The sequence below is a fragment of the Sphingobacterium alkalisoli genome, from assembly GCF_005049105.1.
GTDB lineage: Bacteria > Bacteroidota > Bacteroidia > Sphingobacteriales > Sphingobacteriaceae > Sphingobacterium > Sphingobacterium alkalisoli.
Genome location: NZ_SUKA01000002.1, coordinates 903526 through 915984, shown reverse-complemented (window position 1 = coordinate 915984; position 12459 = coordinate 903526). Strand labels below are relative to the sequence as shown.

The 12459-nt window shown below is 41.5% G+C and carries 11 protein-coding genes; 6 read left to right on the top strand and 5 right to left on the bottom strand.

Annotated elements, in window-relative coordinates; translation table 11 throughout:
• The coding region (locus FAZ19_RS09625) for a hypothetical protein (RefSeq protein ID WP_136820480.1) at positions 1 to 360 on the bottom strand (360 nt) is incomplete at its 3' end.
• A 309-nt stretch (positions 361 to 669) separates the two neighbouring features.
• Here FAZ19_RS09625 and FAZ19_RS09620 point away from each other — a divergent pair.
• Together FAZ19_RS09620 and FAZ19_RS09615 are read left to right on the top strand one after the other, a co-directional pair.
• On the top strand, positions 670 to 1050 hold the full coding sequence (locus tag FAZ19_RS09620; protein ID WP_136820479.1) for a hypothetical protein: 381 nt from the start codon (positions 670 to 672) through the stop codon (positions 1048 to 1050).
• Positions 1051 to 1168: 118 nt separating this feature from the next.
• The gene (locus FAZ19_RS09615; RefSeq protein WP_136820478.1) at positions 1169 to 1741 is read left to right on the top strand and encodes a cyclic nucleotide-binding domain-containing protein; all 573 of its coding nucleotides are present in this window, start codon (positions 1169 to 1171) and stop codon (positions 1739 to 1741) included.
• A gap of 414 nt (positions 1742 to 2155) precedes the next feature.
• Here the strand turns inward: FAZ19_RS09615 and FAZ19_RS09610 are convergent, their stop codons facing one another.
• The gene (locus FAZ19_RS09610) at positions 2156 to 2368 is read right to left on the bottom strand and encodes a hypothetical protein (protein WP_136820477.1); all 213 of its coding nucleotides are present in this window, start codon (positions 2366 to 2368) and stop codon (positions 2156 to 2158) included.
• A gap of 87 nt (positions 2369 to 2455) precedes the next feature.
• On the opposite strand from FAZ19_RS09610, the gene FAZ19_RS09605 reads away from it, so the two are divergent.
• Positions 2456 to 2857 (top strand): hypothetical protein, encoded by a 402-nt coding sequence (locus FAZ19_RS09605; RefSeq protein ID WP_136820476.1) that lies wholly within the window; start codon positions 2456 to 2458, stop codon positions 2855 to 2857.
• On the opposite strand, the gene FAZ19_RS09600 is transcribed toward FAZ19_RS09605, so the two are convergent.
• From FAZ19_RS09600 to FAZ19_RS09590, 3 genes are read right to left on the bottom strand one after another with little or no spacing between them, the layout of a single operon-like run.
• A complete protein-coding gene (locus FAZ19_RS09600) occupies positions 2854 to 4131 on the bottom strand; it encodes a TlpA family protein disulfide reductase (RefSeq protein ID WP_136820475.1) in 1278 nt (425 codons plus the stop codon). The genes FAZ19_RS09605 and FAZ19_RS09600 overlap by 4 nt on opposite strands.
• On the bottom strand, positions 4131 to 5528 hold the full coding sequence (locus tag FAZ19_RS09595) for a RagB/SusD family nutrient uptake outer membrane protein (protein ID WP_136820474.1): 1398 nt from the start codon (positions 5526 to 5528) through the stop codon (positions 4131 to 4133). The genes FAZ19_RS09600 and FAZ19_RS09595 overlap by 1 nt, the downstream gene beginning before the upstream one ends.
• A 16-nt stretch (positions 5529 to 5544) precedes the next feature.
• The gene (locus FAZ19_RS09590) at positions 5545 to 8826 is read right to left on the bottom strand and encodes a SusC/RagA family TonB-linked outer membrane protein (RefSeq protein ID WP_136820473.1); all 3282 of its coding nucleotides are present in this window, start codon (positions 8824 to 8826) and stop codon (positions 5545 to 5547) included.
• Between the two features lie 612 nt (positions 8827 to 9438).
• Here FAZ19_RS09590 and FAZ19_RS09585 point away from each other — a divergent pair.
• From FAZ19_RS09585 to FAZ19_RS09575, 3 genes are read left to right on the top strand one after another with little or no spacing between them, the layout of a single operon-like run.
• Entirely contained in the window at positions 9439 to 9735 is a 297-nt protein-coding gene (locus FAZ19_RS09585) for a hypothetical protein (RefSeq protein WP_136820472.1), read from the top strand.
• Between the two features lie 28 nt (positions 9736 to 9763).
• Positions 9764 to 11500 (top strand): GNAT family N-acetyltransferase, encoded by a 1737-nt coding sequence (locus tag FAZ19_RS09580; RefSeq protein ID WP_136820471.1) that lies wholly within the window; start codon positions 9764 to 9766, stop codon positions 11498 to 11500.
• A 46-nt stretch (positions 11501 to 11546) separates the two neighbouring features.
• Complete coding sequence (locus FAZ19_RS09575; RefSeq protein ID WP_136820470.1) at positions 11547 to 11969, top strand: hypothetical protein; 423 nt, start codon at positions 11547 to 11549, stop codon at positions 11967 to 11969.
• Positions 11970 to 12459: the final 490 nt, after the last annotated feature.

Sequence of the window (12459 nt, the reverse complement as noted above, 5' to 3'; positions counted from 1 at the left end):
GACATGTAGCTCAATATCTACATCTGATCCCCACATCAAGATTACACCGGCGTGTACAAATAGCCCGTGTACGAAAATTACCGGTACACTTGCCAGCAAAACATATAACATGGTGCGTATGTATATTCTAGAAAGCCACTCATTTTTCCACGCAGATTCAAGGGTGACATTATACATCCAGTTCACCCACAACGCGTAACCAAAAATTAAAATTATCGTGACGTGGTAAACAGGCCAAAATGAGCTTGCCCCCATCCGCTCGGCCGGTTCAAATATCAAATGAGTTAGATTGATGACATATGCCACCATCAAAAGCGAAAAAATAATTATAAAGCACTTTGCAATATATTTAATAATCATAGGCTGTCTTGTCTTACAGATAAAGATCTATTTAGTAGATCGGGAATACAGTTTATGACGAAAATACAAATTATAATTACAATCTCCAATTAAATTTCAAACACAATTGAAAATCAACACTTAAGCCAGGAGAAGGATCAAAAAAAATCTTCGCTTTAGTCGCTTTTGCGATGTACAAAAAATGTACATCAGCAAAAAAAGCCCTAAAAATGATGTACAAAAAATGTACATCGCCCTTTATACCCCTTTAAACCGTTGTTTTTGCAGTCGTTACTTTTTTATTTGCTGGTTCACAAAAAAAATAAAAATATGAAATCAAATTTCGACAACGTGGGATTTTCCCAAGAACAGACAAGAATCTTAAGCCTTCCATTCGCAGAACGGGTAAAAGAAACGGATTTTATCCGACGTGATCCTGTTGACTGGATGGATGATACGTTCGATTTGACAGCGACCCAGTACGACCAATTGGTGGGCATGGATTCAAATCTTCTCAACGAGATCGCTACAGCTGTGGCGGATACCTGGGACAAGGGCAATCTTGTTAGCTTTAATAAAGCAGCGCGTCCAGATTCAGACCAAAGTGCAAAAGATCTGCTTTTCTCCAGGCAAAGTCAACAGCAGTTTACGTTCAGTGAGGAACCCCAGCAAGCACTGGAACAAGTGTCCATCTGGATACGATATCGCTAAGCATATCGTGATCGCATAACCCATTTACCGTCATGAGCCGAAACCCATGACGGTAATCGTTCAAAAAATCCTTACTCTTTTAAGGCGTAGCGTGCTACGCCTTTATTACCCGATATCTATGAATCAATTTATAAGCTATATCAAACCCTTTTTTAATGACAACCCACAATCTTTAGACATACTGTTGGAACATACCGTTGTCCATACCTACCGCCGGGATATCGTTTACTGTCGTGAAGATGAGGAGCGCCCATACTGGTGTTACGTCATCGATGGATTAGTAGGGGCTTACCAGCTCGATGCAAAAAAGCCTTATCTGCATTGGGTAGCCGGCGATGGCCATTATTTTACAGGTACCAAACACGAGTACAGTTTCAACAGCCAATCGCTCCGCATCAGCTTTCTTAAAAAAAGTAAGCTAGCCAGTATTCCATTGCCCATTATACAAATGCTGCAAGATCAAGACCCGACCATTCGACGGTTTGTGAGTATACTGCGGCAGCGTAAATCAACATTTTTTGATCTTAAGGCGCTTGTTGCCTATGATCCGACCATGCGCTATGCCAAACTTTGCGAACACCTGCCCCGTATTACCGATCAACTAAACAACATACAACTAAGTGCATTTCTAGCGATTGATCGAAAAACACTTTACGAAAGCAAAAGGGAAGCCTTGTTTGGACGACCGTAAATAAATGAAAATAGTCCCGTGAGACCCCATTTTAGAAAAAACAGACTATAGATATTTGTGATGTACAAGATCATTAAGAAAGAAAAAGATATGGCAGCGTACCGGAGGTGGAAACCATCATCTCTATGGTTTACGTCCCCGACAAGGTAGACGACGGCAGTGAGGCCAGCTACTGATATCCGCCGGTACGCCTAGGGTTGGATCCGGATGCTGGGGACATGGAGACGCGGGTACAGCGATAAAGTGCAAAACAAACCAGTGGGCAGGTCGTGCCAAGGCAGCGCCGCTGAATGAGGAAAAGGGCAGTAAAAAAGAAACAACATGAAAGCGAATAGGACAGCAACATACACGATAACAGACTTCTTCCAGCAGGTGAAGAAGCTGTCCCTGTCTATACAGACCAAGCTGCATGCGTTATTCATTGCTTGTTTTGGGTCTAAAGGCTGTGTGGCAGTTATCTACTGCGCGACCAGCTGCCCGATTACCTCCGCCCAAAAGAGAATTGGCAACCGAATGAGGTATCCGCGCAAATTTGCCCTGTTCCGGCGTAGTCAGCCGAGATATATGACACTGGTCAACCGCATTCCGGGGAGAAATGCCTGACCGATACGGATCCCTCGATCGCATTCCTGTGAGGTAAAACCGAAATGCAAAAACGAATTACATTTTTTTTAACTAAAGTTCGCACTCATCTTCAAGTGCATAATATTGCCTATGGCAACTTCAATAAATAAAGGGCTACGCGCCCTAACATTCGGCCTATTTATGTTAGGTCTGGTATTTACTTCGCAGGCAGGTGAAATTGATCCGCCGAAGAAGGAGAAGAAAGCTGCAACAGTAGTAAAAAGCGTTGCGGAATTAGATTATGTTCATTGGGATTTCACGGGAACAGATCCGCTTAATCCTGAACATTATGAAAGAGCAGATCAACCCGCAAATTGTCAATTGGGAAGTCAAATCTGTCAGGTACAAGCACCAGAAGATACAGATGATCCGACAGGCAATACGCCGGATTTCTCTGCAGATGCTCCGGGGATGTCAGGTACCTCGGTACTTTCCCGAATAAACGCAGCAGTAAGTGGCAGTCCGAATGAAACTGCCACTAAAAAAGACTAATTTGAGACCTCTTTAAGTCGTAAAGTTTCAATTTGTCGATCTTGAACCGCTAGCTTAATACCTAGCGGTTCAAGTTTTTTATTGAGCACCGAAACTTCTCCTCCTGAAGAAATCAGATTCAATATCTCCTGTGTGATCATACGCATACTCCTAATCTGGACATATTTTTCAATTTCATTAACAACTGGCATGCATGTATGCAGTCTTTCCAGTAGAAGTACCATTTCAGAAAGTTTCAAGTTTGTTGTATCTGTTCCAATAGAAACAAAAGTACCTTCGTTATTTTTTGACGTTCTTGATAAGACCAGACACGGTCGAATCATAGTATCAAAGTTAGATTCCAGAGAAAAAGCCTGATCTAGAAAGGCAAGGAACTGTTCATTTGCTTCTTCGCCAATACCAGGAGAAACAAATTCAACGCAAAATCTGTTCTCCTTGTTCCACTTCTCCAAATCTACTGCTGGGTTGATCGGGTAAAATTTCAAACTATCATTAGATATGATAATTTCTTTGGGATTCGGACCAGAACTGTCCCACCATTTCCCTAAAGCTAGCTTGTATAGTTCCAAAATCGGCTGATTTACAGCAATAAATCGAGTCTGCTGTCTCACCGTATCTACATCCTTATAAAATCCCGGGAAAAAGCGAGGCACATAAGCTGTCAATAGAGAAAATGGAGAAGAATCTCTGACAGCAAGCACGTTAACATCCTGGACAACATCAGACAGCGGCGTTGCAAAGTCAAAGTACTCATCTGTCTTCTTATCGAAATTCAATACCACGCCTTCCAAGAAGGCATCCATGTTATCTGCAGTAATTTTGTGTCCATTTGTTACATATCGCTGTTCACGGTTGCGATCAAACCAAATAAGATGCGGCTCGGCCTGATGAGGAAAAACGCGTCTAAAATATCCTTCATCGAGTAGGATAGTTATGCCGCTAACGTTCTTCCATTTCTTTTGTTGCTTCCATTTAAGCAGTGATTCTTCCTTCTGGTTCGTAATAAAAAAAACGTGCAGTTTATCTGCATAATGCTCCTGCAATTCAATGAATTTATTTAAAGATTCCAGACATGGCGGACAATAGGTTGTACCGAAATCAAGCAAGATAGCCTTACCCTCCAGCGATTGCCATAGTACATCATCCGCAATATGCTTTTGAAATTGTTTCCAGAAATCAGCGGGTAAGCTGGCTTTTTCCATGTGCTGGGCATCTACCCGAGTTGCCACCAAAAAATGCAAAGCGACAAGTATAAACGTTATTTGCTGTTTCATTATCTTGGATTTTGTTGCATACCTGTTCGATCGATTACTTCTTGTGGAATTGGATAAACGTATTTAGAACTTTCGGGCGCCAATATAAATTCTTCTATCACGTCTATATCCTTGATTCGGTGTACGACTTCTGTCCTAAACTGTGGATCCCTGTTGAGCCTTCGGAGATCGGACCAACGCAGTCCCCTAAAAACAAGTTCTTTCCTCCGCTCATTCAACACGTCTGACAGTGTCAGATTCTCGAGAGACTGTCCATAAGGTTTGTAGTTCTCGGCATATCTATTTTCCAATAAGGGCTTTAACGCTTCCCGGGCTTGTACGGATTTTCCTAATCTTTGCGCGCATTCACTTTTCAGCAACATTACCTCCGATACAGTGATCCCTGTGAAAACTGCGCTATTGACGGTCCCAAGGTAATTTCCCTTGAAGGAATAAGCATCCCCTGCTTTTTGCCGAAAGAATATGTCCTTTCGCAGATCTTCTGCTTGGTAAAGAGCCAATAGATCATCTGCAATATCTGCATTAGCGGAATTCAATATATTCCCACCTAAAGCTGATGCACAAAAAATGGTTTCTTTATTCAATATCTCAAAAGGAGCATCATTTGTGCTATCGATATCTTTATAATCTATAAGCTGACTGTTGTGCTGTAATACAGAATCTGCATATAGAAATGCTTGATCATAATTACTTTGGAGCAACGATACCCTCGCCAACATCGCCCATGCCGCCAATCTGGTCGGTCGAACAGCAAATTCTTCATTCAATGGGAGAAGCATCGCGGCTTTTTTCAGATCCATCGTTATCTGTTGATACGTGCCGTGGACAGATGATCGTACGGATTTTTCGTTAAAGTCTGAAGATAACCGTAATGGGATTCCCAGGCCGTCTCCCGAATTATTACTTTCGTACGGTGGTGCGAATATCTGCGTGGTCTGATAAAAAGCAAAAGCTCTAAAAAACAATGCCGTTCCCATAATTTTATCCCTTTCCCCGGGATCGGGATTTTTAATCTCATCGATATAATCCAGTACTGTATTAGCAACGAATACTGGGCGGTAGCCTGCACTCCAATACTCATACAATTCAACTTTACTGTAATCGGAATTTGGAGAAAACATATATGCCTGCCGTTCAAATTCGTTTATACTATTGAATGCCGATCTGCTCATTTGGTAGTCATCCGTACCAAACTCCAAAAAACCGGAATATACTGCAAAATTTGTGTGGCTCGTGTTGTCCAGCATAGCACGAAGATGTTGGAGCGAATTCGGGATCACGACCTTCATTTCCTGCTTTTCATCCAAGAAATCGGAACAGGACGTATTAAACAGTATAAATAAGGTTACACCCACAATGCGGAAAATCCTATCTAAAATTAATTTTTTCGTTTTCATAAATATTACTCCTTTCCTATAATTGAAATCTAACTACTGCGGTATACTGACGGCGGGCAGGCATCCCAAGATAATCCGGATCCAGACCGGAGCCCGAACGGCTCCATATGATCCCCAGATTGCGGCAAGCTATCCCGATCTTAAGCTGCGACAGCTTGGATGACTTTGATAGAGGCAGACTAAAATCTATCCCCAAATCCTGTATCCGGATATGATCCCCCCGTTCGATATTGTGTTCAGAATTCGCATAAAATATATCTCTGTTTTCTGATGCGGGGTAAGGTGTAGATGGAATCGTGGTATGCAGTTCATCACCTGGATTTTGCCATCGATCTGCAAAATCAGCATGTCCTACCCAGTTGTTGAATAATTCGTTATAACGAATAGTTTCCTTTCGAAAATAATATCCCATCTTGAAAAGAAATGATCCATAAAGCGAAAAGGATTGCCATTCTACGGTATGGCGGTAGAAACCGTAAAACCTTGGTAATGCTGAACCATGAAAATTAAAGTTATCCAATGAGTCATTTAACATTTTGGTATAGTTAGTGGAAATCTCGTCTTCGAAATAGCCCCGTGGCGATCCGTCCTGTGGATCCAATCCCGCACTCTTATAGCTGAATACAGGGTACACCATTTTTTCTTTAATTGGATTGATGGTCTGTCCTCCGCTGCTCACATAGACATTGGATGTAAGCATATTTCCGGTAAACTGTTTAACCTTCGTATCCACACCACTTATAGCCAATGTCTGCCTCCATTTTACCTTTTTATCCAGTGTCAGCACATTGAGCTGCACATCAAATCCATTGGTCGATATTTTACCGACATTACGGAAAGTCTGATTAAAACCAACCGTTGGATCAACGGGGTCTTCAACGATAAGATCTGTGGCATTTTTCCGGTAATATTCCAATGTACCTGAGAGCCTATTTCTAAATAAAGCGAAATCGACACCGATGTTGGTGGTAGCTACATCCTCCCATTTCAGATTCGGATTTGGCGGATAATTAATATAAGAAAACGGATAATTTGTTAAGGCGGCATTACTGCTGCTATACAACAGCAACGGGTACGGTGCCGCCCGAATAGTACTGTTGCCGCCGTGTCCATAGGTGAGCCGGATTTTCAATGAATTGATGAATTCCGCCTGCTGAAGCCACTCCTCTCCGGAAAGTGTCCAAAACGTACCTACGGACCAAAGCGGATTCCACCGGTCGTTGGATTTAACACCAAACACATTGGATGCATCTTTTCGGGCCGAAAAAGACAGCCCGTACCGGCCGAGGTAAGTATACCCCATGTTGGCAAAGGTAGATACGGTCCGATTGGTGTTACCGTTTAACGACTGTCCAGACGGGATTCTGGCGTTTGATGCCAATCGGTCATAGATCGGATAGGGATTTACATAATCCAAATCTGCACTGGACAGGATCTCACTATCAAAACCATAGACACGTATTCCACGACTGGTATAGCCCCTATGGTTTACCTCTCCCCCTGCCAATACATCCAACATATGATAGCCTGCATCATCGGTCCAATTGAACGCGCCGAGCAGACGCCCTCTATGCCCGGTCAATGCACTACTGCCCACATCTTTTATATCCGCGTTGGGTATGATGAGTTTTAAATCGTTCCCCTGTATCTGCGTAAAGCGGTTAACCAGATTACGTGTAAAAAAGGACTCTTTTTCATACAGTGATCCGCTTTCCGATAGCTGCCTTTCGAAATTGTAGCTTACCTCCAGTCGAAAACCTTTCCAAGGTTTATAATTGGTTAGCACACCGAAAAGCAGGTGATCGCTATTATTCTTTTCCTGTTGATAGCGCCAATCCGACAACGGCCTAAATTTCCAGTCCTGCAATTTTGTGCCCGAAAGACCATCAATATAGTCTAAATTGTATACCATCGGAATGGCTTCCGGATTGCCGTTTTCATCCAACAGGCTAGCGTAGGGATAAAGGTTACGCCTTCCGCCACCCGGATTTATGGGATAGGTGCTCGCCTTAGAATTGACATCCTTCGCTCCGGTATAGAGCAGGGAGGCCTGCATGGAAACTGTCTTCAGCGGTCGAAAGTCGACGACAGATCGGGTTGTAAAACGGCTGTTTCCCATGCCTTCTAGCCAACTACTGTTTCTATCGTATCCGGCGGATAGGTAATAGGAGATATTCTCTTCTCCGCCTTCAATTGCAACAGAATTTTGTAAATATATGGCCGGACGATAATGGTATTGAACGAGATCATCGCGATAATCCTGTTTAGACCACGATTCAACCTGTTGTGCTACGTCATCTAGATCGACACCTCCAGCCTTATGCTTTTCCAGTAATTCAATATACGGACTGTGTACATAGAATTTCTTTGTTGTTGGGAGTAGCTGCCTGTCATAATGCCCTTTGTCGTACAGGAACTTTTCCACGCTGAGGAAATCGGAACTTGATATCGGCCGCTGATAGCCAAGATCGGGTTTGCTCTGAATTGACGAATTACTGGTAAAGGACAATCTAGTCCCTTTTCCCCTACCTTTTTTCAGGTTAATGACGATCACGCCGTTACCCGCCTTTGCGCCCCATATAGAAGCTGCTGCTGCATCTTTCAATAAAGTAACGGATTCCACATCGTTGGGGTTAATGCTTTCCAGTGATCCTTCGAACGGGAAGTTGTCGACAACAATCAGCGGAGATACCCCTGATTCCGAAAATGTGCTAATGCCCCTTATATTGGAGATGGGCCTACCTCTACGGTTATCAAACTGCAGTCCAGGCGCCACACCATCCAATTGTTGCATAATATCGGTGCCTACCCGCCTATTCAACAGTTCCTTATCGATCTGCACAAACGAACCGGTGGCGCGTTCTTTCGGAATAGTTTGATACCCCGTACTTACGACCTCTACCTCTTCAATCTGTTGTTCAGTAGGATGGAGCTGTAAATCCAATAATGTAGTTGTTTCATCATAAGCAACGCTTTGCTCTTTAAATCCAATATGATTAATCTTTAATGTTCCTTTGGGATCATCGATGGTGATACTGAACCTCCCCTCTTTGTCGGTTAAGGTATATTTATTACCCGCCTGTACGGATACCCCTTCGATAGTCTGCCCGTCAACAGCCGAGCGTACCACCCCTCCGAGTGTACGACCCGACTGCGCCTGGGCATCACTAAACAACACACATATAATACTTAATACAAAGCTGAACAGCGCCCGGCTTCGGTTATTTTTTGATCTGAAAAGATGGGATAGCCGCTTTAAATAGCACAGTCCTCTCCCACCCTTGTAAAAATTCTTCATTTTCAAGGTTAATGGTGTGACCTGTACTTTGTGCGTTAGTTAGATTTTAACAGCGCTATTCATCTCTACCCAAGCCTACAACTCAGGCCACATATAAATAAATTGATTGATGATCCATCGGAATGCCTTTCTACTTATCATAATTGGTAAAACGGTTTTCATTTAAGCATTCACCGATTTTAGGAATGTCCGTAAACTCAGACAAGCCCAGCCGAGATTATTCGGGGGCGGTTTTTAGATTTTTGTAAAGTTGTTTTTTAGAACTTTTCATAACTCACAATGTTTAGTTTATCATTTGTGAGTCTCGCGGTATAAGAAACTATAGCTGGGCTCCTATCAACCGTACCGCAAGGTTCCGACGCCTATCAGAAACGGTTCACGATAGGGCCCTTAGTGCTATAGCGGTACAAAAGTACACAAAATATCACCGTGGGCATCTCCTATCGTCTCGCTCTGATTACAAACTGTCGGAATTTGCGGTCGAGACTCTTCTAGTCAATGCCAGGATTAATTACTTAATCTTTCATAAATCAAAGATAAGTAAATATATACGTAAATACAAATTTATTTCCATCCATACAGATAGACCGCAAATTCCGAGATTTCGAATCTATGAGACTACCGATAAAAATATCATCTATTGACCTTTATATAATAAATACTGTTCGAGCAATTCGAAAAGAATTAAAACTAACTCAGAGAGATGTCTCAAAAGTTTTAAATCCCTTAACGGATAATAACATTCTGGGACCTATTGAAAGTAGATATAATAAGGAAACTTATAATGATGAGCAACTTAATAAGGTTGCCCATCTTTTTACCAAAAAGGGGAACAAAGAATATACCCTAAAGGATTTTTATCCTAATAAATCATTAACCGAAGAATTCGTTGAGAAGATAATTATATAGCATCTTTCCATTATCTTTGCTTTGATAAATGAAAAAGCAAAAATTACATCAATTATCACTTCCTGCATATTCTGTTGAAAAAAGTCATGATTTTCTGCGATATCGAAAAGAGGTAGGATACTCTGCGTACGAATGCTCTTTTTTATTAGGAAAACATGATTTCTTTATCCGAAATATAGAAAACCTGTTGCACAAGTCTAGTTTCTCAACAATCGACACTAATTATATATCCTTAATTTTCCGAGAAATATTCGGGGATATTTTTCCGGCGATAGCCTTTAATGGTAATTACGCAATAAGGATAGAACACACAACAGGACTTAAAAGAAAACCACTTTACGAAATTAAAATTGAAGAAGTCCCAGGTGTGAAAACGAGCACTAGTTACAGTGTTCAAGAGGAAGACAAGCATATAGAATTGCAAACTAAACTAGAACTTAAGGATGAACAGACTTTAAAAGATTTCATCTTCTCCCTCTGCAACAACGGTTTCTTTAATCATGCGCGAACAGCATTGGAAATCTTTGATGAGTGCCGTAAGGAAGAAAATTTCGGAGCCAATTTTCATCCCCGAAATATGATTAAAGCGCTAAACCATTACACCAACAGTAAATCTGGCGAGCCTATTCTGGACAACAGCAGGACCAATCTATTTTCAAGGCGCTTATTCTTCAGACCAATTGATTTTGCCTTTGATCATGCCAGCGGCACAATTTCCAAAGAATTTGGAAATATTGGTCTGAGCTCATTTCGAAAAGCAGCTGAATGGGTCAGCAATCAACCTTACCGACGCAATTCTGATAAAGATAGTCCGTTATGCTTATTTGAAGAAAATGCTGGAACCTGTAGCACGAAACATGCTGTATTGAAAAGATTGGCCGACGAAAATGGAAATACGGAACTAAAACTTATATTGGGAATATTCTCCATGAACGGTAAGAACACACCAGCAATAAAAGGTATCCTCAAAAAGTACAACCTAAAATACATTCCAGAAGCACATAACTACTTTAGAGCACATAAGTATATTCTCGATTTCACAGGTATCGGTATCAATGAAACCAAACTTGAATTAGATCTACTCGAAGAAATCGAGATCCAAGCCAACCAAACTACGGGTTTTAAAATATCGTACCATAGGGATTACCTCGCCAAATGGATGGAAGAAAACAAGATCTCCCACTCCCCAGAGGAACTATGGAAGGTACGAGAAGAATGTATACGTGCCATTACCCTTGCCCGACTTGAGCAAAAAACAGAGAGGCTGTTGCTTCGCCCTTTTAAAAAAGAAGATGGTGCTATAATGTACGCGCTGAACGATGACAAGGACGTGTTGCAATACACTGGCGATGTACAGTTTGCCGACGTATCCACTGCGGAAGAATTTTTCGACAAATACGATCAGTATGAAAAATATAGTGTTGGTCGTATGGTGGTTATCCTGAAAGAAACCGGTGAGGTGTTGGGCTGGTGCGGATTAAAGTATGATTCCGCATCGGAAGAATATGACATAGGCTATCGATTCTTCAAGAAGTACTGGAACAACGGCTATGCCACTGAAAGTGCCAAAGCTATTCTAGAAGAAGGTTTTGGACGGTTAGCGATAAAACGCGTCGTCGGCAGAGCCCGCATCGAAAACACCGCCTCCATTCGTGTTTTTGAGAAATTAGAAATGACGTTCGTAAAGAAGTTTTTGGAAGATGGAGAAAATTGGGTGTTGTATGAGGTTACGCCCAACACACCGGAAGAACCGTCATCTCTATAAAGAGGATGTGTAAAAACGTTATATGCTATTTTTGGACAACCCGACAATGAAAGTAAATTTTGACATAATAGACAATCACGCATTAAGTATTGAAGGAAGACTCATCGACCTGCATAACAATTTTGATTTTGTAAATTTTGACTACAACGTAGCGGAAAGAGAAATTAAACTACATTGGAAAAAATCAAATGGCGACTGGGTTGACGAAAATGAACTTTCAAGTCTCATTCTGACACATAGCGCTGTGACTTTTTTGAAAGTAATAGAGCAGGACGAAAAAAGCACCTATGCCGATGACAGCTGTGTAGGAGAAATTACATTTTTCCCGTCAACAGCAAGAGAAATAAATGACAGCATTGTGCCGCAATCAAAGCCAAATCATGGAGACGACATTCTATATCTTTTTGAAAACGGACTAGTAATACGGATCCACTGTGAGGAAATTGAACTAGTTGCTAGGTCTGATTAATGTGATGCGAATGTACCTCCGAGGCTGGACACAAAAAGGATGGAAATGCGCGGTTTGATTATGGTATGGAGTAAAAAAATAACAGATGAATATAAAGAGAATCATACTTACAAACTTATGTTGCACCTTATCTGGACTCCTGTTCATCTACTTGATCAAATGGGATTGGTCATTTTTCATCCCTCCTGTATCTATGGCATTAAGTGTATCCCTCACAAACTATGATCTTGTATCAATACGCAAGAAATGGCTAGGATTCCTTTTGCATTTGTCACTATCTATCGTGTTATTCTTCATCTCAATCGGCGTGACTTTTGGGATGTCCACAACAATCGACAACTACTTTGCCGTTTTTTGTTTAGGTTGTGCCTTTACTGCCCTAATATTTGCATTAATTACAAATATTATCCTGCCTTTATCGGCATCCATTACAAAAAGTTATAAAGCTTTTTGAACTATATCATATTACAACATTTTACTATATTTACAA

What these genes read in the sequence shown, in the direction of transcription:
- FAZ19_RS09590 (WP_136820473.1), bottom strand. Translation starts at nt 8,826, where the DNA reads ATGAAGAATTTTTACAAGGGTGGGAGAGGACTGTGCTATTTAAAGCGG.
- FAZ19_RS09585 (WP_136820472.1), top strand. Translation starts at nt 9,439, where the DNA reads ATGAGACTACCGATAAAAATATCATCTATTGACCTTTATATAATAAAT.
- FAZ19_RS09580 (WP_136820471.1), top strand. Translation starts at nt 9,764, where the DNA reads ATGAAAAAGCAAAAATTACATCAATTATCACTTCCTGCATATTCTGTT.
- FAZ19_RS09595 (WP_136820474.1), bottom strand. Translation starts at nt 5,528, where the DNA reads ATGAAAACGAAAAAATTAATTTTAGATAGGATTTTCCGCATTGTGGGT.
- FAZ19_RS09610 (WP_136820477.1), bottom strand. Translation starts at nt 2,368, where the DNA reads ATGCGATCGAGGGATCCGTATCGGTCAGGCATTTCTCCCCGGAATGCG.
- FAZ19_RS09620 (WP_136820479.1), top strand. Translation starts at nt 670, where the DNA reads ATGAAATCAAATTTCGACAACGTGGGATTTTCCCAAGAACAGACAAGA.
- FAZ19_RS09600 (WP_136820475.1), bottom strand. Translation starts at nt 4,131, where the DNA reads ATGAAACAGCAAATAACGTTTATACTTGTCGCTTTGCATTTTTTGGTG.
- FAZ19_RS09605 (WP_136820476.1), top strand. Translation starts at nt 2,456, where the DNA reads ATGGCAACTTCAATAAATAAAGGGCTACGCGCCCTAACATTCGGCCTA.
- FAZ19_RS09575 (WP_136820470.1), top strand. Translation starts at nt 11,547, where the DNA reads ATGAAAGTAAATTTTGACATAATAGACAATCACGCATTAAGTATTGAA.
- FAZ19_RS09615 (WP_136820478.1), top strand. Translation starts at nt 1,169, where the DNA reads ATGAATCAATTTATAAGCTATATCAAACCCTTTTTTAATGACAACCCA.